This window comes from Burkholderia sp. AcTa6-5, from assembly GCF_017815075.1.
Taxonomy (GTDB): domain Bacteria; phylum Pseudomonadota; class Gammaproteobacteria; order Burkholderiales; family Burkholderiaceae; genus Burkholderia; species Burkholderia sola.
On sequence record NZ_JAGIQE010000040.1, the window covers coordinates 1 to 22,251 of the forward strand.

The 22,251-nt window shown below is 67.5% G+C and carries 23 protein-coding genes; 10 read left to right on the forward strand and 13 right to left on the reverse strand.

Going from position 1 to position 22,251, the window contains the following annotated elements:
- The 3 genes from J8I33_RS32460 to J8I33_RS32470 form a co-directional block, all read right to left on the reverse strand.
- On the reverse strand, window positions 1-182 hold a 182-nt coding region (locus tag J8I33_RS32460), incomplete at its 3' end, for a hypothetical protein (protein WP_148093459.1).
- Between the two features lie 19 nt (window positions 183-201).
- The gene (locus J8I33_RS32465) at window positions 202-369 is read right to left on the reverse strand and encodes a DUF1427 family protein (protein ID WP_014725963.1); all 168 of its coding nucleotides are present in this window, start codon (window positions 367-369) and stop codon (window positions 202-204) included.
- A gap of 168 nt (window positions 370-537) precedes the next feature.
- Window positions 538-1,224 carry a hydrolase gene (locus J8I33_RS32470; protein WP_034175518.1) on the reverse strand — a complete coding sequence of 229 codons (687 nt, stop codon included), beginning with the start codon at window positions 1,222-1,224 and terminating at the stop codon, window positions 538-540.
- Window positions 1,225-1,522: 298 nt separating this feature from the next.
- On the opposite strand from J8I33_RS32470, the gene J8I33_RS32475 reads away from it, so the two are divergent.
- Together J8I33_RS32475 and J8I33_RS32480 are read left to right on the forward strand one after the other, a co-directional pair.
- A complete protein-coding gene (locus J8I33_RS32475) occupies window positions 1,523-1,801 on the forward strand; it encodes a XapX domain-containing protein (RefSeq protein ID WP_209939803.1) in 279 nt (92 codons plus the stop codon).
- Window positions 1,802-1,909: 108 nt separating this feature from the next.
- Window positions 1,910-2,818 carry a LysR family transcriptional regulator gene (locus J8I33_RS32480; RefSeq protein WP_209939804.1) on the forward strand — a complete coding sequence of 303 codons (909 nt, stop codon included), beginning with the start codon at window positions 1,910-1,912 and terminating at the stop codon, window positions 2,816-2,818.
- Window positions 2,819-2,991: 173 nt separating this feature from the next.
- On the opposite strand, the gene J8I33_RS32485 is transcribed toward J8I33_RS32480, so the two are convergent.
- On the reverse strand, window positions 2,992-3,729 hold the full coding sequence (locus tag J8I33_RS32485) for a YoaK family protein (RefSeq protein WP_050017619.1): 738 nt from the start codon (window positions 3,727-3,729) through the stop codon (window positions 2,992-2,994).
- Entirely contained in the window at window positions 3,711-3,947 is a 237-nt protein-coding gene (locus J8I33_RS32490; RefSeq protein ID WP_089490279.1) for a DUF1427 family protein, read from the reverse strand. Before J8I33_RS32490 ends, J8I33_RS32485 begins: the two co-directional genes overlap by 19 nt.
- A 238-nt stretch (window positions 3,948-4,185) precedes the next feature.
- On the opposite strand from J8I33_RS32490, the gene J8I33_RS32495 reads away from it, so the two are divergent.
- From J8I33_RS32495 to J8I33_RS32505, 3 genes are all read left to right on the forward strand, one after another.
- Window positions 4,186-4,905, forward strand: a complete 720-nt coding sequence (locus J8I33_RS32495) for a TetR/AcrR family transcriptional regulator (protein WP_124557429.1) — start codon at window positions 4,186-4,188, stop codon at window positions 4,903-4,905.
- Window positions 4,906-5,032: 127 nt separating this feature from the next.
- Window positions 5,033-5,908 (forward strand): alpha/beta hydrolase, encoded by an 876-nt coding sequence (locus tag J8I33_RS32500; protein WP_176016161.1) that lies wholly within the window; start codon window positions 5,033-5,035, stop codon window positions 5,906-5,908.
- A gap of 41 nt (window positions 5,909-5,949) precedes the next feature.
- Window positions 5,950-7,092, forward strand: a complete 1,143-nt coding sequence (locus J8I33_RS32505) for an FAD binding domain-containing protein (protein ID WP_209939805.1) — start codon at window positions 5,950-5,952, stop codon at window positions 7,090-7,092.
- Here J8I33_RS32505 and J8I33_RS32510 read toward each other — a convergent pair.
- The 6 genes from J8I33_RS32510 to J8I33_RS32535 form a co-directional block, all read right to left on the reverse strand.
- Window positions 7,020-7,289: a hypothetical protein gene (locus tag J8I33_RS32510; protein ID WP_050017624.1), complete on the reverse strand. Its 270-nt coding sequence runs from the start codon at window positions 7,287-7,289 to the stop codon at window positions 7,020-7,022. The genes J8I33_RS32505 and J8I33_RS32510 overlap by 73 nt on opposite strands.
- Window positions 7,286-7,564, reverse strand: coding sequence for a DUF4148 domain-containing protein (locus tag J8I33_RS32515; RefSeq protein ID WP_124557425.1), 279 nt, complete (start codon window positions 7,562-7,564; stop codon window positions 7,286-7,288). Before J8I33_RS32515 ends, J8I33_RS32510 begins: the two co-directional genes overlap by 4 nt.
- Before the next feature lie 174 nt (window positions 7,565-7,738).
- Window positions 7,739-8,488 carry an amino acid ABC transporter ATP-binding protein gene (locus tag J8I33_RS32520; protein ID WP_089471091.1) on the reverse strand — a complete coding sequence of 250 codons (750 nt, stop codon included), beginning with the start codon at window positions 8,486-8,488 and terminating at the stop codon, window positions 7,739-7,741.
- Window positions 8,475-9,125 (reverse strand): amino acid ABC transporter permease, encoded by a 651-nt coding sequence (locus J8I33_RS32525; protein WP_050017626.1) that lies wholly within the window; start codon window positions 9,123-9,125, stop codon window positions 8,475-8,477. Before J8I33_RS32525 ends, J8I33_RS32520 begins: the two co-directional genes overlap by 14 nt.
- Window positions 9,122-9,808, reverse strand: coding sequence for an amino acid ABC transporter permease (locus tag J8I33_RS32530; RefSeq protein WP_050017627.1), 687 nt, complete (start codon window positions 9,806-9,808; stop codon window positions 9,122-9,124). Before J8I33_RS32530 ends, J8I33_RS32525 begins: the two co-directional genes overlap by 4 nt.
- A gap of 89 nt (window positions 9,809-9,897) precedes the next feature.
- Window positions 9,898-10,704: a transporter substrate-binding domain-containing protein gene (locus J8I33_RS32535; RefSeq protein WP_050017628.1), complete on the reverse strand. Its 807-nt coding sequence runs from the start codon at window positions 10,702-10,704 to the stop codon at window positions 9,898-9,900.
- Window positions 10,705-11,175: 471 nt separating this feature from the next.
- Here J8I33_RS32535 and ansP point away from each other — a divergent pair, with 471 nt between their 5' ends.
- Window positions 11,176-12,666: an L-asparagine permease gene (gene ansP / locus J8I33_RS32540; RefSeq protein ID WP_050017630.1), complete on the forward strand. Its 1,491-nt coding sequence runs from the start codon at window positions 11,176-11,178 to the stop codon at window positions 12,664-12,666.
- Window positions 12,667-12,733: 67 nt separating this feature from the next.
- Here the strand turns inward: ansP and J8I33_RS32545 are convergent, their stop codons facing one another.
- Together J8I33_RS32545 and J8I33_RS32550 are read right to left on the reverse strand one after the other, a co-directional pair.
- A complete protein-coding gene (locus J8I33_RS32545; protein WP_209939806.1) occupies window positions 12,734-13,048 on the reverse strand; it encodes a DUF4148 domain-containing protein in 315 nt (104 codons plus the stop codon).
- 161 nt (window positions 13,049-13,209) lie between these two features.
- The gene (locus tag J8I33_RS32550; RefSeq protein ID WP_209939807.1) at window positions 13,210-13,455 is read right to left on the reverse strand and encodes an AbrB/MazE/SpoVT family DNA-binding domain-containing protein; all 246 of its coding nucleotides are present in this window, start codon (window positions 13,453-13,455) and stop codon (window positions 13,210-13,212) included.
- 207 nt (window positions 13,456-13,662) lie between these two features.
- On the opposite strand from J8I33_RS32550, the gene J8I33_RS32555 reads away from it, so the two are divergent.
- From J8I33_RS32555 to asnB, 4 genes are all read left to right on the forward strand, one after another.
- Entirely contained in the window at window positions 13,663-16,902 is a 3,240-nt protein-coding gene (locus J8I33_RS32555; protein WP_209939808.1) for an efflux RND transporter permease subunit, read from the forward strand.
- A 53-nt stretch (window positions 16,903-16,955) separates the two neighbouring features.
- Window positions 16,956-18,374, forward strand: coding sequence for an efflux RND transporter periplasmic adaptor subunit (locus J8I33_RS32560; RefSeq protein ID WP_209928164.1), 1,419 nt, complete (start codon window positions 16,956-16,958; stop codon window positions 18,372-18,374).
- 31 nt (window positions 18,375-18,405) lie between these two features.
- Window positions 18,406-19,938, forward strand: a complete 1,533-nt coding sequence (locus J8I33_RS32565) for an efflux transporter outer membrane subunit (protein WP_209939809.1) — start codon at window positions 18,406-18,408, stop codon at window positions 19,936-19,938.
- A 456-nt stretch (window positions 19,939-20,394) separates the two neighbouring features.
- The gene (gene asnB / locus J8I33_RS32570; protein ID WP_209939810.1) at window positions 20,395-22,167 is read left to right on the forward strand and encodes an asparagine synthase (glutamine-hydrolyzing); all 1,773 of its coding nucleotides are present in this window, start codon (window positions 20,395-20,397) and stop codon (window positions 22,165-22,167) included.
- Window positions 22,168-22,251: the final 84 nt, after the last annotated feature.

Sequence of the window (22,251 nt, forward strand, 5' to 3'; positions counted from 1 at the left end):
CCGCCGAGATCGACCACCTTCGTCGCGCGGCCCGCGAGCGGCATCACGTCCGCTTCGCTGCCGACCGCGACGAAGCGCCCGGCGGCAATCGCGACGGCCGTCGCGACGGGGTTCGCGCGGTCGAGCGTCGTGAATCGTCCGTTGTGCAGGATCAGATCCGGTTGGGTCACGGTTGCGGTCATATGCATCACCTCTTGTTGATCAGAAGCCAAAGAGTTGTTTGACGGTGGGTAGGGCTTGCACGCCGATCAGCATGCCGAGCAACCCGACCAGCGCAATCAGCGGCGGTGCGGGAGAGCGAACCTTGATGGCGCTGTAAATCACACCGATCAGCAGGCCCGCACCAAGGGAAACCAGATAAGGTTCCATGCGATAAATCTCCCGGACAATTTCAAATGCAGGCGCAGTGTTTCGACCCGCATGCCGCGGGCGGCATTCGTGTTTCGGTCACGTCCGCCGCCCGCGGCAATGGAGCCCATGCGGCGCGTTCGCGTCGAACCGGCCGCACCGGCATCAGCCGTTACCGGCCGTCTTCACTTACTTCGCCGGAACCGGCGCAATCGACTCGTGCGGCGTCGCGGTGCGCTGCGGTGCCTTGTGGAGCATCGTGTACGCGTAGTCCACGCCCATCCCGTATGCGCCCGAATGCTCCTTCGCGATCGCCATCACCGCGTCGTACGTCTCGCGGCGCGCCCAGTCGCGCTGCCATTCGAGCAGCACCTGCTGCCACGTGACCGGCACCACGCCGGCCTGCACCATGCGCTGCATCGCGATATCGTGCGCAGCCTGCGTCGTGCCGCCCGATGCGTCGGCGACCATGTAGATCTCGTAGTCGCCTTCGAGCATCGCGCACAGCGCGAACGTCGTGTTGCAGACTTCGGTCCACAGGCCCGACACGACCACCTTCTTGCGGCCGTTCGCGGCGAGCGCGTCGCGCACCTTCTGGTCGTCCCACGAATTCATCGACGTGCGTTCGAGCGTCTTCTGGTTCGGGAACACGTCGAGCAGTTCGGGATACGTGTGGCCCGAGAAGCTCTCGCTTTCGACCGTCGTGATCGTGGTCGGGATGTTGAAGACCTTCGCGGCCTTCGCGAGGCCGACGACGTTGTTCTTCAGCGTCTGGCGATCGATCGACTGCACGCCGAACGCCATTTGCGGCTGCTGGTCGATGAAGATCAGCTGGCTGTTGTGCGGGGTAAGTACTTCAAGCTTGGGGTTGCTCATGATGGTGATGTCCTTTGACGCGGAGAAAGATGAGACTCGCCTGGCCGACGAATCCGCGAAGCGTCCAATGCGCGGTGCCGGCAACCGGCCTGCGTCATTCAATACGCGAATGCGCGACCGCACCAGTTAATTGTTCTGATTCTCGCCACGCGCTGAATTCAGACTGAAAAGATCTGAATTTCATTGAATGCGCTGACGACGAACGCGCAGACCTGATAGGCTGGCCCAAGACTTTCGGATCGACGCCAGCCCGGTATTCATCCGTATTTTTAAACGGCCGTCATTCCATTCCAGACCCATGAAACCGTACATTGCTTCACTTCTCGCCGGCATCCTCGCCGGCGTCGTTTACGCGCTGATCGGCGTGCAATCGCCAGCGCCGCCCGCCGTCGCCCTGGCGGGCCTGCTCGGCATTCTGGCCGGCGAACAGATCCTTCCCGTGGTGCGACGGATGTTCGACGGGATCCGACTGGGAACCGCGTGGCGCGACGCGAAGTGCAACCAGCACATGTTCGGCGCGCTGCCCGGCGCACACGCCGACGCTGCCGTGAAGCGCCGCGAATCGACACCGACGTGACAGGCTGACGTCGAGCGAATGCGGCGGCGGCCCGTTGTGAACAGGATTGGAATCCGCGTCGCCCGACGGCGCGACATCGCCTGATGCCCTTGCCGTAGAAAACTCGCCATGAAGCTGTCTTTCGAAGCACTCGAGGCACTGGACGCGATCGACCGCACCGGTACGTTTGCCGACGCGGCAGAGCTGGTGCACCGCGTGCCGTCCGCGCTGACATACGTCGTACAGAAGCTCGAGAGCGATCTCGGCGTCGCGTTGTTCGATCGCAGCGGGCGTCGTGCAAAGCTCACGCATGCGGGCCGCGTCGTCGTCGAGGAAGGTCGCCGTCTCCTTCATGCCGCCGAACAGCTCGAGCGGAAGGCCCAGCGCGCGCAGCAAGGTTGGGAAACCGAGGTCCGCGTCTGCATCGCCGAGATACTGCCGTTCGACATGATGTGGCGATACGTTCACGCGTTCTACGACCTTGAAATGGACACGCGACTGCGCTTCTCCACCGAAGTGCTCGGCGGCACCTGGGATGCGCTGATTTCGCGGCGGGCCGATCTGATCGTCGGCGCGGCGGGCGAGCCTCCGGAACTGCCGGACATCGTCGCGCAGCCCATCGGCACGCTCCGGCACGTGTTCGCGGTCGCCCCTACCCATCCGCTCGCGGCGCTGCCCGAACCGCTGTCGATGGCGGCGATCGTCGAGTATCGCAGCGCGGTGATCTCCGACACGTCCCGCGAACTTCAGCCGCAGCCGGTCGCGCTTGACGCCGGCCAACCGTATCTCGCGGTGCCGACGCTCGCCGCGAAACTGGCCGCGCAATGCGAAGGACTCGCGGTGGGTACCCTCCCGGACTGCATCGCGGCGCCCGCGATCGCGCAAGGCAGGCTCGTCGCGCGGGAAGTCACCGGCATGCGCGACACGACCCATTGCTATATCGCATGGCGCGCCGACGAAGCCGGACGCGCGCTACGCTGGTGGGTCGAACAGCTCGGTCACCACGACCTCGTCGACCGGTTCACCGCGCATGCGTGACGCTGCGCTTTCCGCGAACGGTCGAGCGGTCTCGCGCTTGCCGACCTGCATCAATCAAGCTGCATCAACCAAGCGGTTCTCGAAGTCAGCGTTGAATGAAATGAAGAAACGCGGGGCGGCTTCGCCGCCGCGCCGGTGGCGCACGCAGCCGACCCCGCGTGCGGAATCGGCGTTCAGCGCGACGCGGACGGCTCGCCGGCGCGGCCGGATCGCCAGGTGAGGAAACCGAGCGCCGCAAGCGGCAGCGCCAGGGCCCAGAACCCGGCGTACAGGTACGCGGTCGCGCCGGCGCCCGCGCCGATCGCGAAACCGACAACCGGCGGCAGCGTGCGTCGCAGCCGCGCGCGTGCGGCTTCCCGTTCGGCCGGCGCGGCGATCGGCACGAGCCAGTCGAATGCATCGATGACGGCCTGCGTGACGTTGCCGGTCATCACGGTATTCGCGACGACGGTGCGCGCGGTCAGCCGGCCGTGCGCGTTCTGCACGCCCATTGCCGCCGCACCGAGCAGCCCGCAGACGATCGTCGCGGGCGCATCGGCGCTACCGATCGGCGACGCCGCGACGCCCGCGAGCATGAAGCCGGCCAGCAGGATCGTCTGCAGTGCATACAGCGAGCACGCCCGCGGGCCATGCCCGCGCACGCGCATCCGGTGATCGAGCAGGCGGGCGGCCACGATGCCCGCAATGAAGGCCGGAAACGCGAGCCACTTGATCATCAGGCCCTGGCCGACACCGGCGAGGCCCGAGCCGATGAGGATGAAGTTGCCGGTGACGTGCGCGGTAAAGAGCCCGAACAGCGCGACGAAGCCGAGCGTGTCGACATAGCCGGCGATCGAGGCGAGGAACACATCCTCGCCGCGCAGGTGATCGGGGGCCGCCGCGCCCGCTGCCGTTACTTGCGCGGGCTGCATGTCGTGGCTTCCGTGGTTCTATCGAAGGTGTCCGTATCGCGGACCCGCGCGGCGAGCACGCGCCATTGCGCCTGCACGAGCGGAATCGCATGCTCGCGGAAGACGAGGCCGAGCAGGCCCGCTGGCGCGGTCAGCGGCCGCGCGGGCGACTGCACGCGCACGAGGGGGGGCAGGAAGCCGACTGCGATGCCGGCTCCCGGCGAGATCAGGTAAGCCATGGTCCGTTCCGGTTGCGCCGCGGGCCGGCCGAAGGGCTTCGGCCTCGTGCAGCGGTTCGGGAGCAAGCGTAGGGAATGCGGGCCTGAAAGTCATGGCGGCGACCTGAAATTTTCTGAAACCGCCGAACCGCGCGCGGCACGACGCCCGCCTTCGCGGCCTGCCGCGCGGCCCTCGCCGGGGCGCGCCTTGCTATTTTTCGATCGATAAGTGCAGAATGGCCCATTCAGGAGCCGACGCATGACCGAGACCAAGCGCAATGCAGCGCCCCGTGCGCGCGGGACGACCGCCGACGACACCGCCGGCACATCGGGCCGCCGCCTCACGCCGGAAGCACGCGAACGACAGATCGTCGAAAAGGCGGTCGAACACTTCGCGACCCACGGTTTTTCCGGCAGCACGCGCGAGCTCGCGCGGCAGATCGGCGTGACCCAGCCGCTGCTCTACCGGTATTTCCCGAGCAAGGAAGCGCTGATCGATCGCGTATACGACGAGGTCTACACGTGGGACCCCGAGTGGGAAAAGCTGATCGCCGACCGCTCGGTTCCGCTCCAGCAGCGGCTCGTCGCGTTCTACCGGTCGTACGCGCAGACGATCCTGCGGCGCGAATGGATCCGCACGTTCATCTTCGCGGGGCTCAGCCGCGAGGGCTTCAATACGCGCTATCTGTCGCGGCTGCGCGAACGCGTGTTCCTGCCGGTGCTGCGCGAGCTGCGGCACGCGTACGACATCGCGACACCGGCGTCGGAAGCGCAGCGCAACGCGGAAATCGAACTGGTGTGGAGCCTGCACGCGAGCATCTTCTATCTCGGCGTGCGCAAGTGGGTATACGGGTTGCCGGTGCCCGACGATCTCGACGCGGAAATCGAACGACAGATCGACGCGTTCCTGAACGGCACGCCGGCCGCGCTGCAGCGTGTGGCGTCCGACGCATCCGGCAAGCGCCCCCGCCGCAAGTGATGCCGGCGGGGCGGGGCGCTCAGGCCGGTTCAGAACGATTCAGCCGCGACGCACGTCACCTGCCCTATCCTCGGACAGCATCGGACGCGTGCCGTATCGCGCACCGCCCGCACAACCGGGATTTCCCATGACGACCGACACGCTTGCCCTGACCCACCACACCGTTACGGCGAACGGCATCCGCCAGCACGTCATCGATGCCGGCGCGGGGCCCGTCGTCGTGCTGCTGCACGGCTTCCCCGAAACGAGCTTCGCGTGGCGCTTCCAGATTCCGGCGCTGGCACGGCACTATCGCGTGATCGTGCCCGACCTGCGCGGCTACGGCGAAACCGACAAGCCCGCGGCCGGCTACGACAAGCGCAACATGGCGCGCGACGTCGCCGCGCTGCTCGATGCGCTCGGCATCGGGCGGATCGCGCTCGTCGGGCACGACCGCGGCGCACGCGTCGCGACGCGTTTCGCGAAGGACTTCCCCGAACGTGTCGACCGGCTCGTCGTGATGGACAACGTGCCGACGCGCATCGTCGCGCAGAACATGACCGCGCAAACGGCCCGCGCGTACTGGTTTTTCCTGTTCCACCAGGTGCCCGACCTGCCGGAGGCGCTGATCGCCGGCAAGGAAGCCGAATGGCTCGGCTATTTTTTCGCCGACTGGTGCTACAACCCGCACGCGATCTCGGGCGATGCGTTCGACACGTACGTGCGCGCGTATCGGCGTCCGGGCGCCGTGCGCGGCGCGCTGGCGGACTATCGCGCGAACGCGGAAGACGTCCAGCAGGACCTCGTCGATGCGGATATCAGGATCGCGTGCCCGACCATGGCGATCTGGGGCGAGGATTTCTACGCGGTCGGCAAGATGTTCGACATGAAGACCGTGTGGGAAAGCATGGCAACCCACCTGCGTGCCGAGCCGATCGCGCAGTGCGGACATCTGCCGCACGAGGAGCAGCCCGAGCGCGTGAACGCGCTGCTGCTCGATTTCCTGCGCGGCTGGGGCGGCTGATGCGCCGTTCGCCGCACGCGGCATCATCGAGGGAACATCGGATGGAACACGGATCGGGCCGCAAGGCCGTCATCGCCGGCGGATCGGTCGGCGGGCTGTTCGCGGCGACCGCGCTGCGCGCGGCCGGCTGGGACGTCCGCGTCTTCGAGCAATCGCCGCACGCACTCGACAGCCGCGGCGGCGGCATCGTGCTGCAGCCGCCGATCGAGCGCGCATTCGCGTTCGGCGGCGTGGCGCTACCGCGCGACGCGGGCGTCGATTCGGTCGACCGGATCTACGTCGACGCGCAGGACCGGATCGTGCAGCGCTTCGCGATGCCGCAGACGCAGACGGGATGGAACGTGATCTACACGGCGCTGAGGCGTGCGCTGCCGGCCGAAATCATCCACGCGGGCGACGCATTCGAGCGGTTCGAGCAGGACGGCGAGCGGATCGTCGCGCATTTCGCGAGCGGCCGCGTCGAGACGGCCGACCTGCTGATCGGCGCGGACGGCGGCCGCTCGACGGTGCGCGCGCAGTTGCTGCCGGACGTGCAGCCGGCGTATGCGGGTTATGTCGCGTGGCGCGGGCTCGTCGACGAACGCGCGCTGCCCGAGCAGGTGCTGGTCATGCTGCGCGAACGCTTCACGTTCCAGCAAGGCGACCGGCACCTGTTCCTCGCCTATCTGGTGCCCGGCGCCGACGGCGCGACCGAACCGGGCGGGCGGCGCGTGAACTGGGTGTGGTACCGGCGGCTCGCGTCCGACCGGCTGCCGTCGCTGTTCCTCGCGCGCGACGGCACGCAGCGCGACGGGTCGCTGCCGCCCGGCGCGATGCGCGACGACAACCGCGCGGAACTCGTCGACGCCGCCGACCGGATGCTCGCGCCGACACTCGCCGCGCTCGTCGATGCGACCGCCGCGCCGTTCGCACAGGCGATCATCGATCTCGCGGCCGCACGCATGGCGTTCGGCCGCGCGGTGCTGCTCGGCGACGCCGCGTGCATCGTGCGCCCGCACACCGCGGGGGGCGTCGCGAAAGCGGCGGACAACGCGGTCGATCTCGCCGAAGCGTTGCGCGACGTCGCACGCGGCGTCGCGTTCGACGCCGCGCTGGCGGGCTGGGACGCCCGTCAGCGGGCGGCCAGCGCGCTGTTGTCCGCGCGCGGGATCGCGCTCGGCGCGCGGCTGATGGGCGCGGCGTGACGGCTCGCCGGCCGGAGGTCGAGTGCCGCGCGGTGCGGATCGAAGTCGGGGTTCAACGCGCGCAGCACGCCGGCGCGCCCGCCGTCGTCATCGGGCAGTTGCGGCTGCCCGCGCGCGAACGCCGGGGCTGCGGCCGCCGCGAGCCACGCGGCGATCGCCAGCCCCGTCACGCGTATCGATATGGCGGCCCGCTTCATTGCGCGCTCGCGGTCGACACGGCAGCCGACGTCATGGCCATTGCCGTGTGGCTGTCGCCATGCGCGATCGCATACAGCTCGCGATTGCGCGCGATCGTCTGCGTGCTCGGCGGATAGTCCCAGTTCGACGTCGGCACCGTGCCGTCGCGCTCGGCCCGAACCAGGTCGGCGCGCACGTCGGCGCGCGTGACCGTATGGTCGGCGGTTTGCGCAAAAGCGGCGACCGGTGCGCTCAGCGCACAGGAAATCAGGACTGCACGAATCAGCTTGTTCATGACCTTCACCTCTCAAAGATAGCGTGTTCGCGTCCGCAGATCAGGCCGGACATCCGCTCCGCATCGATGCGATGAGGAGTGGTGTCCATTCTGCGATTCGCGCGCTGTCCGGAAGGTGAGGCTTCGATTACGGTCTTGTCATCTGGTCGCGGCCCGGCCGCACGGCCGTGTCGGTCAACGCGCAGCGGTTTCCGGATTCCGCACGCTGCCCAGAAACCGCGTCAACTCCACCGTCTGCGGCCGCTCGAAGATTTCCTCGGCCGTCCCGCTCTCCCACACGCGTCCCTGGTGCATGAACACGATCCGGTCGCTCACCGCCCGCGCGAAGTTCATCTCGTGCGTGACCATGATCAGCGTCATGTCCTCGCGCGCGAGTTGCTCGACGACGCCCAGCACCTCGCCGACGAGCTCGGGATCGAGCGCGGACGTGATCTCGTCGCACAGCAGCACGCTCGGCTTCATCGCAAGCGCACGCGCGATCGCGACGCGCTGCTGCTGGCCGCCCGACAGCTGTTCCGGAAACGCGTCGAACTTGTCGCCGAGGCCGACGCGCTCGAGCATCAGCTCCGCGATCGCGCGCGCCTGCTGGCGGTGCGACTTCTTCACCACCGACTGCGCGAGCATCACGTTCTGTCCGGCGCTCAGATGCGGAAACAGGTTGTATTGCTGGAACACCATGCCGACCTTCAGCCGCAGTGCACGCAAGTCCGCATGCCGTGCATCGACGCGTTCGCCGTCGACCGAGATCGTGCCCGCGTCGATGCTCTCGAGCCCGTTGAGCGTGCGCAGCAGCGTGCTCTTGCCCGAGCCGCTGCGGCCGATGATCGACACGACCTGCCCGCGCTCGACGGAGAAATCGATGCCCTTGAGCACATGATGGGTGCCGAAGTTCTTTTCGAGACCCCGGGTTTCAACGAGCGGCATGCCATCTCCTTTGCAACGTGCGCGCATAACGGGTAAGCGGATAGCAGAGCGCGAAATAGATCAGCGCGACGAGGCCATACACGACGAACGGCCGGAACGTCGCGTTCGAGATCGCGATGCCGACCTTCGTCAGCTCGGTGAAGCCGATGATCGACACGAGCGCCGTATCCTTCACGGCCTGCACGCCGAAGCCGACCGTCGGCGCGATCGCGATGCGCGCGGCCTGCGGCAGGATCACGTGACGCAACTGCTCGACATAACTCATCGCGAGGCTCGCCGATGCTTCCCACTGCCCTTTCGGCACCGCCTCGACGCAGCCGCGCCAGATCTCGGCCAGATAGGCGCTGGTGAAGAACGTGAGCCCCGCGGTGGCCGCGACCCACGGCGAAACGTCGAGCCCGACGAGCGGCAAGCCGAAGAACACGATGAACAGTTGCATCAGCAACGGCGTGCCCTGGAACACTTCGATATAGAGTTTCGCGACGCCGCGCAGCACCGTCGAATTCGACACGCGCATCACGAGCAGCCCGAGGCCGACGAGGCCGCCGGACACGAACGACACGATCGACAGCACGATCGTCCAGCGCGCGGCCAGCAGCAGGTTCGCGAGCATCTGCCCGAACGTGAAATCGGTCATCGCGCACCTCGCATGCGGCGGGAGAACAGGCGGCGGCCCATCGCGCCGAGCGTCGCGCGCATCAGCAGCGCCATCGCCAGATACGCGAGCGTGATCACGAAGTACGTCTCGAATGCGCGGAAGTTGCGCGACTGGATGTAGCTGGCCGCATAGGTCAGATCGGCCACCGAGATCTGCGACACGACCGCCGAGCCGAGCATCGTGATCACGATCTGGCTCGACAGCGCGGGAAACACCTTGGCGAGCGCCTGCGGCAGCACGACGTGGCGCAGCATCTGCGCGCGCGACATCGCGAGCGCGGACGCCGCCTCCAGATGCCCTTTCGGCACGGCGGCCACGCCCGCGCGCACGATCTCGACCGAGTACGCGCCGAGATTGAGCGTCATCGCGAGGATCGCGGCCGTGTATTCGTCGATGTGCACGCCGAGCGCCGGCAAGCCGAAGAAGATGAAGAACAGCTGGACGACGAACGGCGTATTGCGAATCGCCTCGACGTATGCGCCGATCAGCGGGCGAAGTTTCACGGCCGCGCGCGCGTCGGCGCTGTACGCGGCCGCGCCGAGCACGCCGACCGCCACGCCGAGCACGGTCGCGACCGCGGTCAGCGCGAGCGTGATCGCCGCGCCGCTCGCGAATACGCCGGCATACTCGGCAAGCTCGCCGAATTGAAGCTGGTAGCTCATGGGAACGGGATAGATTCGGGTTCGGACAACGACACGCGCCGCGCCGGGCATCCCGGCCGCGGCGCCGTGTCACGCGACACGGCGATGCGTCACAGTCCGGCCGGCAACGGCTGGCCGAGCCATTTGCGCGACATTTCGCCCAGCGAGCCGTCCTGCTTCGCATGCGCGATCGCATCGTCGATCTTCGCGAGCAGGCGCGGTTCGTTCTTGTTGACGCCGACGAAGCACGGCGAATTCTTGATCACGAACTTGACCTCGGGGCGGCGCGGCGGATTCTTCGCGAGAATCGCCGCCGCGACGATGTTGCCGGCCGCGATCAGTTGGACCTGCCCCGACAGGAAAGCCTGGATCGTCGCGTTGTTGTCCTCGAAGCGCTTGATCGTCGCGTTCGGCGCGAGCTGCGACAGCGCGATCTCCTCGAGCGCGCCGCGCGTCGCGCCGACCGTCTTGCCGCCGAGGTCGGCGGGCGTGCTCACCTTCACGTCGGACGGCCCGAACACGCCCTGGAAATACGGTGCGTACGCGCTCGAGAAGTCGATGACCTTCTCGCGCTCCGGCGTCTTGCCGAGCGACGAGATCACCATGTCGACCTTGTTGGTCGTCAGGTACGGAATCCGGTTCGCACTGTTGACGGGCACCAGCTTCAGCTTGACGCCGAGCGCCTTGGCAAGAAGTCCGGCCATGTCGATGTCGTAACCCTGCGGCTGCATGTCCGTGCCGACCGAACCGAACGGCGGATAGTCCTCGGGCACCGCGACGCGCAGCGTGCCGTTCTTCGCGATGGTGTCGAGCGCATCGGCGTGGGCCGGCGCGGCGGCGAACAGCGCGATCACGGGGGCGGCGAGCAGCGCAGCCAGCCAGGTGCGTCGGGGGAACGGTCGGGTCGTCGGGCTCACGGTGAATCTTCCTTGTCTGGTATGTCGTCGGGCAGCGCGCAACGATTGCGCGGCCGACACCACTCCAGCAAAAACCGGGCCACCGACGTGAAACGCTTGCCGCACCGGCATGAGGCGGAAATTTCGGCGAACCTCTCGGCGAACCGGATTCCTCATTTCGGTGCACGAACCGGTGCCGTCGGTAACGCTTGCCCCCGCAGCGCGCGCCGGCGCACCAAATTACCTATCCGGTTCACCCGGCGCCGGGGCCCTATGCACGGATTCGAACAGCCCCAGTCCAAATTTGCATTCCGTTTGTGACGGGAATTACGGCTGAATACGTTCGCGACGTACCGGGCCTTTCGTCACGTCCGACGAATCGCGATCAGGACCGGCGCGCTCGATTGCGCGCGCTGCTCCTCCGGTACCGGTGGTCCCGATCGTCCCGCGATCGGGGCGAGTCCCATCCCATCCGTGCGCGAGGATACCGTCATGGCATCGATTCCCGACCCGTCGACAACCGGCGAAACCGACAAACGCAGCTGGCTCGAATCGCACGAAGCCGGCTATCACAAGACCCTCGGCAATCGACAGGTGCAGATGATCGCAATCGGCGGGGCCATCGGCACCGGGCTGTTTCTCGGCGCCGGCGCGCGGCTGCAGGCCGCCGGCCCGGCGCTCGCGATCGTCTACCTGGTGTGCGGCGCGTTTTCGTTCCTGATCCTGCGCGCGCTCGGCGAGCTGGTGATGCATCGCCCCAGCAGCGGCAGCTTCGTGTCGTACGCACGCGAATTCCTCGGCGAGAAGGCATCGTTCGTCGCCGGCTGGATGTACTTCCTGAACTGGGCGATGACCGGCATCGTCGACATCACCGCCGTCGCGCTCTACATGCATTACTGGGCGCCGTTCGCGGCCGTGCCGCAGTGGATCTTCGCGCTCGTCGCGCTGTGCATCGTCGCGACGATGAACCTGATCGGCGTGAAATGGTTCGCCGAGATGGAGTTCTGGTTCGCGCTGATCAAGGTCGCCGCGATCGTGCTGTTTCTCGTGATCGGTGCGGCGATCCTCGGCACGGGCATGCCGGTGGCCGGCCATGGCACCGGCATGCATCTGATCACCGACAACGGCGGGTTCTTTCCGCACGGACTGATGCCGGCGCTGGTGCTGGTGCAGGGCGTGGTGTTCGCGTTCGCGGGCGTCGAACTGGTCGGCACGGCCGCCGGCGAATGCAAGGACGCGCGCAAGGTGCTGCCGCGCGCGATCAACAACGTGATCTGGCGCATCGCGATTTTCTACGTCGCGTCGGTCGTGCTGCTGGTTTGCCTGCTGCCGTGGAGCGCGTACAAGGCGGGCCAGAGCCCGTTCGTCACGTTCTTCGGCGCGCTCGGCGTGCCGGGTATCGGCTCGGTGATGAACCTGGTGGTGCTCACGGCCGCGCTGTCGAGCCTGAACTCCGGCCTGTATTCGACCGGGCGCGTGTTGCGTTCGCTGTCGATGGGCGGCTCGGCCCCCGCGTTCCTCGCGCGGATGAGTTCGCAATCCGTCCCGTACGCGGGCATTCTGGTGACGGTCGCGATCTATGTGGTCGGCGTGCTGCTCAACTATCTGGTGCCGTCGAGCGTGTTCGAGATCGTGCTGAACATCGCGTCGCTCGGCATCATCAGCACATGGGGCTTCATCGTCGTGTGCCAGATGAAGTTCCGCGCCGCGGTCAGGCGCGGCGACGTGGAAGACGTCGCGTTCAGGATGCCGGGCGCGCCCGTGACGTCGTGGCTCACGCTGCTGTTCCTGCTCGGCGTGCTGGTGTTGATGGCATTCGACTACCCGAACGGGACGTGGACGATTGCGTCGATCCCGCTGGTCGCGCTGCTGCTCGTGGCCGGCTGGAAGTGGCTGAGCCGTCGCGCGCGCCGTGCGTTGCTCAAGCCGACGATTCCGTCGATCGCGCTCACGCAGAACGTGCTCGAGAACGGCGAGCACTGACTCGCGGCGGCACGCGCGCCGTCGAACGATCCGCCGTCGGGCCAACGACGGCGGTCGACCGCCGCATTCAGTGATGCTCGTACAACGGTTGCTCGTCGAGCGACGCGAGCGATGCGAACGACGGCGCAGCGGCCTTGGCCGCGACGCTCGGCCGCGCGGCGGCCGATTGCGCTTGCTGTGCCGCGACCTTCGCTTCCGCGGCCTGGATGTCGTCGGGATAGTACGGATCGCTGCCGACCGGACGATAACCGGCCTTTTCGACGCGGACGAGATCGGCGCGCACGTCGGCCCGCGTGACCGCATGGTCGGTGGTTTGCGCAAAAGCGACGATCGGTGCGCTCAGCGCACAGGAAAGCAGGACTGCACGAATCAGGTTGTTCATGATGTTCACCTCTCAAAGATGGCGTGTTCGCGTCCGCAGATCAGGCCGGACCTCCGCTCCCCATCGATGCGATGAAGAGTTGGGTGCATTCTGCGATTCGCGCGCTTTCCTGAAGGTGAGGCCTCGATTACGGTTTTGTTATCTGGCCGCGTCCAGTCCGATCATCGCGCGGACGCTCCCTGTTCGACGATGGCCCGACTCATGTCCTCGATTGACACCGGCTTCTCGGGCTTCTTCACGACGCCCTTCAGCGAGGCGAGCGAGCGCGTGGCCGGGTAGATCTCATACCGGCCCGTTGCCTCGTTGAAGCTGAATTCGATCCGGTCTCCAGACGCCAGGCCCAGTTGATTTCGGACGTCCACCGGAATGGTGACCCGCCCCCTTGAAGTGATAGTGGCTGCTGTCATTGCGGCACCTCCACTATTCCTTACTTTCCGGGAAGGCATATGAAAAAGCAAGGGCGCGCCGCCGGCGACCAAACGCCCACGATGCCGCCGCCCGCACAGATAACGGTTTCGTAATCTTCGAGTCAGGGTCGGGTCAACGCCGCGCCGGCAGACTGCATGCTCGTCGCATCGAATGCGCATCCAAGCCCTGCTTCGAGGAGCACCATCATGTGGATCGTCCGGCTGGCGTTACGCAGGCCCTACACGTTCGTCGTACTCGCACTGCTGATCTTCATCGCGGGGCCGCTCGCGCTGCTGCGCACGCCGACGGACATTTTCCCGAGCATCGACATTCCGGTCGTCAGCATCGTCTGGTCGTACAACGGCTTCTCCGCCGAGGACATGGCCAAGCGGATCACGTCGAACTACGAACGCGCGCTCACGTCCGACGTCGACGACATCGAGCACATCGAGTCGCAGTCGCTGAACGGCGTGTCGGTCGTGAAGATCTTCTTCCATCCGGGCGCCGACATCAATCGCGCGATCGCGGAAGCCGCGAGCAACGCCGCGTCGATCCTGCGCATCCTGCCGCCCGGCACGCTGCCGCCGAACATCATCACGTACAACGCGTCGACCGTGCCGATCCTGCAGCTCGGCCTGTCGAGCGACACGCTCCCCGAGCAGCAGCTGTACGACCTCGGCAACAGCTTCATCCGCACGCAGCTCGCGACCGTCCAGGGCGCGGCCGTGCCGCTGCCGTTCGGCGGCAAGATTCGTCAGATCGTCGTCGATCTCGATACGCGCGCGCTGCAGGCGAAGGGGCTCGCGCCGATCGACGTCGTCAACGCGATCAACGCGCAGAACCTGATCCTGCCGGGCGGCACCGCGAAGATCGGCACGCACGAATACAACGTGCAGATGAACGGCAGCACGCAGACGGTCGCCGCGCTGAACGACCTGCCGGTGAAGACGATCGGCGGTAATGTCGTCTATGTGCGCGACGTCGCGCACGTTCGCGACGGCTACGCGCCGCAGACCAACATCGTACGGGCGGACGGCAAGCGCGCGGCGCTGCTGACGGTCGAGAAGACCGGCAGCACGTCGACGCTGACGATCATCGACCAGGTGAAGACGATGCTGCCGAAGATCGCGGCCGGGCTGCCGAAGGCGCTGCACATTTCGCCGCTCGACGATCAGTCCGTGTTCGTGAAGGCGGCGGTCCAGGGCGTCGTGCGCGAGGCGCTGATCGCCGCGTGCCTGACCGCGCTGATGATCCTGCTGTTCCTCGGCAGCTGGCGCGCGACGCTGATCATCGCGATCACGATCCCGCTCGCGGTGCTCACGTCGCTGCTCGCGCTGTCCGTGCTCGGCCAGACCATCAACATCATGACGCTCGGCGGGCTCGCGCTCGCGGTCGGGATCCTCGTCGACGACGCGACCGTCGCGATCGAGAACATCACGCATCATCTCGAGCTCGGCGCGCCGCTCGAGGAGGCCATTCTGACCGGCGCGGGCGAAATCGCGGTGCCGACCTTCGTGTCGACGCTGTCGATCTGCATCGTGTTCGTACCGATGTTCCTGCTGACCGGCGTCGCGCGCTATCTGTTCGTGCCGCTCGCCGAAGCCGTGATCTTCGCGATGATCGCGTCGTACTTCTTCTCGCGCACGCTGGTGCCGACGCTCGCGATGGCGCTGATGCGCGCCAAAGGCAGCGGCCGGCCGCCGCGCGGCGTATTCGCGCGCATCGCACGTTTCCAGGCCGCGTTCGAGCATCGCTTCGAGGCCGTGCGGCTGCGCTATCGCGCGCTGCTGTCGGCGGCGATCGCACATCGCCGCCGCTTCGCGGCCGCGTTCCTGCTCGCCTGCGTCGCATCGACCGGCCTCTATGCGTTCGCCGGGCAGGACTTCTTCCCGTCGGTCGACACCGGCGAGATCCGCCTGCACCTGCGCGCGCCGACCGGCACGCGGATCGAGGAAACCGCGCGGCTGACCGACCAGGTCGAAGCAAAGATCCGCGGCGTGATTCCGGCGAACCAACTCGCCGGCGTGCTCGACAACATCGGCGTGCCGGTGAGCGGGATCAACCTCACGTACGACTCGTCGGACCCGATCGGCACCGAGGACGCCGACGTGCTCGTCACGCTGAAGCCGAATCACGCGTCGACCGCCGCGTACGTCGCGAAGCTGCGCAACGTGCTCGCGCAATCGTTCCCCGGCGTGACGTTCGCGTTCCTGCCGGCCGACATCGTCAGCCAGATCCTGAATTTCGGGCTGCCCGCGCCGATCGACATCCAGATCGTCGGCAACAAGCTCGACCAGAACCGGGCGGTCGCGAACGCGCTGCTCGCGAAGCTGCGCGGTGTGCGCGGGCTCGTCGACGCGCGCATCCAGCAGCCCGGCGACGAACCGGCGATCAACGTGAACGTCGATCGCACGAAGGCGATCCAGGCCGGCCTCGAACAGCGCGACGTCGCGCAGAACCTGCTGATCGCGCTGTCCGGCAGCTCGCAGACGACGCCGAACTTCTGGCTCGATCCGCGCAACGGCGTCAGCTACCCGGTGCTCGTGCAGACGCCGCAATACACGGTGAATTCGCTGCAGTCGCTCGCGAACGTGCCGCTGCCCGCCGGCACCGCCCGCTCGCCGCAGACGCCGGCCGGCGGCCCGGCCGCGGGCGTGCCCGCGCAGAACCTGCTCGGCTCGCTCGGCACGTTCTCGCGCGCGACGCAGCAGGCCGTGGTGTCGCACTACAACGTGCAGCCGGTGCTCGACATCTTCGCGTCGGTGCAGGGGCGCGACCTCGGCGGCGTCACGGCCGACGTGACGAAGCTCGTCGACGCCGCGCGCGCGCAACTGCCGCCCGGTTCGTCGATCGTGCTGCGCGGCCAGGTGCAGGCGATGCACGAATCGTTCGCGGGCCTGCTCGGCGGCCTCGCGCTCGCGATCTCGCTGGTCTACCTGCTGATGGTCGTGAACTTCCAGTCGTGGCTCGATCCGCTCGTGATCGTCGGCGGGCTGCCCGCGTCGCTCGCCGGCATCGCGTGGATGCTGTTCGTCACGCGCACCACGCTGTCGGTGCCCGCGCTGACCGGCACGATCCTGTGCATCGGCATCGCGACCGCGAACAGCATCCTCGTCGTGAATACGGCGCGCGAACTGCTCGCGGGCAGCGCATCGCCGTGGCAGGCCGCGCTCGACGCCGGCTTCAGCCGCTTCCGGCCCGTCGTGATGACCGCGCTCGCGATGCTGATCGGCATGTTGCCGATGGCGCTCGGCCTCGGCGACGGCGGCGAGCAGAACGCGCCGCTCGGCCGCGCGGTGATCGGCGGCCTCGCGTTCGGCACGGTGTCGACGCTGCTGTTCGTGCCGGTGCTGTTCGGCTTCGTCCACGCGTGGCTCGCGCGGCGTCGCGACGCCGCGGCCGCCCGGCGCGCGCAGCACGCACCCGATACGCCGGCGCTGCGTTGAGCGCAGGCGCCCCACCTTTCCTATCCATCGATTCGCCCGACCCCGGACCCATCATGAACGACTCGATCGAACCCGTCGCGCCGCCGCCCGCCGCCGAAGCGGCCACCGCGGCCGCAGCCGTGCCGCCCGCCGCCCGCGGCGGCGCCCCCGACACCCCGCCGGCCCGCGGCCGCCGCAAGCTGGCCGTGCCGCTCGCGGCCGTCGCGCTCGCCGCCGCGCTGCTCGCGCTCGGCATCGTGCCGCGTATCGACGCACGCGCCGCGCAACGTGCGCAGGTGGCCGTGCAGCAGGCGCTGCCGGTGTCCATCGTCGTGCCCGGCGCGGCGCCGGCCGACCAGACGCTGACGTTGCCCGGCTCGGTCGCGCCCTATGCGGACGCATCGATCTATGCGCGCACGAGCGGCTATATCGCGCACTGGAGCGTCGATCTCGGCACGCACGTGAAGGCCGGCCAGACGCTCGCGCAGATCTCGGCGCCCGATCTCGACGCGCAGCTGCGCCAGGCGCGCGCCGACGAAGCGAGCGCACAGGCGAACTACGACTATGCGAAATCGACCGCGCAGCGCTGGCAGGACATGCTGAAAACGCAGTCGGTGTCGCAGCAGGACACCGACACGAAGGTCGCGGACATGAACGCGAAGCGCGCGATGCTCGCGTCCGCGCAGGCGAACGTCGCGCACCTTGCCGAACTCGTGTCGTACGAGTCCGTCACCGCGCCGTTCGACGGCGTGATCACCGCACGCAACGTCGACGTCGGCACGCTGGTCACCGCGGGCGGCACGCCCGGCAGCCCCGGCCTGTCGGGCGAACTGTTCCATCTCGAACAGACGGACACGCTGCGCGTGTTCGTCGACGTGCCGCAGGACAGCGCGGCCGGCGTGTCGACCGGCACGCCGGTCTACCTGACGACGCCGCAGTATCCGGGACGGCGCGTTGCCGCGCGTGTCGCGCGCAGCGCGGGCGCGATCGATCCCGTCACGCGCACGCTGCGCGTCGAGATCGACGTCGACAACCGCGACGGCACGCTGATGCCCGGTGCGTATGCGCAGGCGCATCTCGTCTTGCCGAGCGCGGCGCCGGCGCTCGACCTGCCGGTCAGTGCGCTGCTGTTCCGCCCGAACGGCGTGACGGTCGCCACCGTCGGCGCGAACGGACGCACCGCGCTGAAGACCGTGCAGATCGGGCGCGATTTCGGCACGCGCGTGGAGATCGTCGCGGGGCTCGCGGCGACCGATCGCGTAATCGATAACCCCGGCGATGCGATCACGGCCGGGGAAGCCGTGAAGATCGTGGCGACTTCGCGCGATGCGGCGCCGGTTGCGGCTTCGGCTGCTTCGGCTGCTTCGGCTGCTTCGTCCGCGCAGGCCGCGCAACCGGCGTCCGCGACCGGTGCGCGCGACGTGCCGCCGCTGCGCGCGGCCGGCGTCGCACGCGCTGCTTCAACGCCCGCTCCGGCGCCCGCCCGCGGCTAACCCATCGACGACCACCCACGAGATGCCTGCCATGCGCCTTCTTCATCCGCTCCCGTTCGCTCGCCGCATCGTCGCGCTCGGCGCCGTCGCCACATTGACCGCCTGCTCGACGCTGCCGCCCTATTCGCCACCCGCCGTCGCGGTGCCCGCGCACTACGCGGGCGCGCCGGCCGCGCAAGCCGGCTGGCACGTCGCGATGCCCGCGGACGCCGCCGCGCGCGGCGCGTGGTGGACCGTGTTCGGCGACGCCGACCTGAACACGCTCGAAGCCCGCGTCGACGTGTCGAACCAGACGGTGAAGAAAGCCGTCGCCGACCTGCAGCAGGCACGCGCGATGGTCGACTATCAGCACGCCGGTTTCCTGCCGACGATCACGGCAGGCGTCGCGCAAAGCCGCTCGCGCGTGTCGCAAAACCGGCTCGGTTCGTCGCTCGCCGGCAAGACGACGCCCGACTACCAGGCCGGCGTGGCCGCGAGCTGGGAACCCGACGTGTTCGGCCGCGTGCGCGACGCGGTGACCGGCGCGCAGGCGAATGCCGCCGCGAGCGCGGCCGACCTGCAGGCCGTGAAGCTGTCGGTCACGGCCGAACTCGCGACCGACTATTTCGCGCTGCGCTCGCTCGACACGCAGAAGCAGTTGCTCGATGACACGGTGCACGCGTACGCGGACGCGCTGACGCTGCTCAAACAACAACTCGCGGCCGGTGCGATCGACGCGTCGGCGGTTGCGCAAGCCGACACGCAGCTCGAATCGACGCGCACGCAGGACACCGACATCGACGCGTCGCGTGCGCAGTTGCAGCACGCGATCGCGACGCTCGTCGGCGAGAGCGCATCGACGTTCGCGCTGCCGCCGCGCGTGCAGGCGTTCCACGTGCCGGCCATTCCGGCCGGCGTGCCGTCGCAACTGCTCGAGCGGCGGCCCGACATCGCGGCGGCCGAGCGCCGTGTCGCGGCCGCGAACGCGCAGATCGGCGAGGCGCGCGCCGCGTTCTTTCCCGATCTGGTGCTGTCGGCGAGCGCCGGCCTCGAGAGTTCGTTCTTCGCGCCGTGGCTCGCCGCGCCGAGCCTGTTCTGGTCGCTCGGCCCGCAACTCGCCGGCACGCTGTTCGACGGCGGCCGCCGCAGCGCGTCGCTGCGCGGCGCGCATGCGCAATACGACGGCGCGGTCGCCGATTACCGGCAAACCGTGCTCGTCGCGTTCCAGCAGGTCGAGGATCAGTTGTCCGCGATCGATGCGCTCGCATCCGAAGCCGGCAGCCAGCAACGCGCGACCGACGCAGCCGACCTGTCGCTGCGGCTGACGACGAATCGCTTCAATGCGGGCGCCGTCAGCTATCTGGACGTGGTGACCGCGCAGACGATCGCGCTGACGAACCGGCGCACGGCCGATCAGATCGACGCGCGGCGGATCGAGGCGGAAGTCGGGTTGCTGAAGGCATTGGGTGGTGGCTGGCAGACAGGGGCGAACGCAGGCTCTGGTGCGGAATCGAACACCGGCGTGAAGGAACAGGCCGGGGCCGCGCAACCCGAACCCGCCGTCACGCCGCCGGCGGCTGGTTGAACCTGCAAGGAACGCGTGCCGCGCGCTATGCCCGCAAAAATCCTTTCGCGGCGCACTTGCGATGCTGTCTAGGGGAAACAAGCACTAGAGTCGCCCCACCGGGCTTCGGATGATGGTTATATTGTTGTGCACGCACCAATTTGTTGATCATCCGTTACGTGCACGCTATGCTTTTGCCACGAGTAGCTTTCCTCATTACGCCGCTCATGAACCAAATCCGACATTGCAAGCGCTTGAAGGCGCATTAGCAAAATCTTCGCGCATACGTCCCCCGTTTTTTGCATGAGCGCAACGCGTGCAGACACAAAAAGAACGTCGCTCTCAGCCTTTGCTGACGGCACTACCACAAGTTTTCCCATTAGCCGTATCTGTGGTGACCGTTAGCAGAACCTTCGAACGGCAACAGCGACGGACCACGCTGTTGCTCGCCCCCGTTCAACCGGGCGCGACCGTCTGATGTGCGGCTTGGCTGGGCTGATTCGCTACGACGGCCAGGCACCCGCACAGGTCGAGCGGGTGCTCGCCATGCGCGAGCAACAACGGCATCGTGGGCCAGACGGCCGGGGCTTATGGCATGACCAACACGCCGTGCTTGCTCACGACCGTTTGGCGCTACTCGACGCCGAGCATGGCGCGCAGCCGATGTGCAGTGCCGACCATCGTTACGTGCTGGTCTACAACGGTGAAATCTACAACTACGCTGAGCTTCGCCGCGAACTGAGCGCGCACTGGTCGTTCCGTACGAACACCGACACCGAGGTGGTGCTCGCCGCGTATGCGGTTTGGGGCGAAGTGTGTCTTCGGCGCTTCAACGGCATGTTCGCGTTCCTGGTGTGGGACACCCATCGTCAACGCGCCTTTGCCGCGCGCGACCGGCTGGGCGTCAAGCCGTTCGTTTACCTGCAACAGGGGCCGGAATTCCTGTTTGCGTCGGAGGCCAAAGGACTGCTGCCCGCGATGCAAGCGCCGCGTGCGAATGTCGACGCCGTGCTGGAATACCTGGTGGCGCCGTTCTTCAGCGGCGTGGCGCAACCCATGTTCGAGGGCATGGCGTACCTGCCGCCCGGGCATCTGCTGCGCGTGGATCGCGATGGCTTGCAGCTATCGCGCTGGGCGCCGGAGATTGCCGAAAACCCGGCCACCCGGGCCGACGATATCGCTCCCGCGCTGCGCGAGCGCCTCGCCGCAGCCGTCCAGCGCAGCTTGATCGCCGATACACCGGTCGGCCTGTTTTTCAGCGGTGGCCTCGACTCCACGCTGATCGGCGGCCTGGCGCGAGCGGCAGGTGCGACACCGCCCTGCTTCACCATTCGCTTTGAAGATCACCATCGCTACGACTACGCGCGTTCGCTGATCGTGGCTTCCGATGATCAACCTTTCGCCGAGCAGGCCGCCGATGAATTGGGTCTGCCACGTGAAGACGTCACACCGACGCGCTCAACACTCGCCCAGGATCTGCTGCAATTGGCCACGCAGAACGATGTACTGCCCGCGTGGGAACAGGAGCTGGCGCAACATTACCTGGCGCGAGCCGCCAGCACGCGCGTCAAGGCGGTATTGGTCGGCGATGCCGCCGATGAAACGCACTACGGCTATCACTTCTTGCTCGACCCGCACGCCACCCGTGACCCGACCCATATCCTGCAACGCTTGACCGCCGATCCCTATCTACGGCCCGGCCTGCTGGCGCAACCGTTGCAACACTACGGCGAGGTCTATCGCCAACTGGCGATCGCCGCCGGACACGATTGGCATACGCCCGCCTCACGTCTGCGCGCCACGCAATGGCTGGTGCGCCATCGTTGGTTGCAGCGGCTGTTGCATAACGGCGATATCCATGGGATGGCACATGGACTGGAAGCGCGCATCCCCTTCAGCGATACCGAAGTTCTGGACCTGGCTGCCACCATTCCGGCCGAACTGGCGCTACGTGATGGCGTGGAAAAGGCCATGTTGCGTGAAGCGTCGCGCGGTGCGTTGCCGGAAGCCGTGCGCCTGCGCAGGAAATCGGCCTTACCCAAGGATCAAGGCAACGGCGAGGCATTGCGCCAGCACACACGCGAAATACTGGCTACGGACGCCGACCGCATCGCCGGCTTGCTCGACGTACCCCGGCTGCAGCGCCGCTGCGCCGATCCATCGCCGCTGAATGAGCAAGAGCGCGCCATCATGTTTCGGGCGTGCTCGTTGGCTCACTGGTCGCGGGTTCACGGCGTGAGCATGCCATGAGGCGAGCCTCGTTTTGCGTGGTGCCCGAGAAGGAGCATCTCAATCTTCGTGTCGAACCCGACCAGCGCTTGCGAACCGGTAGGC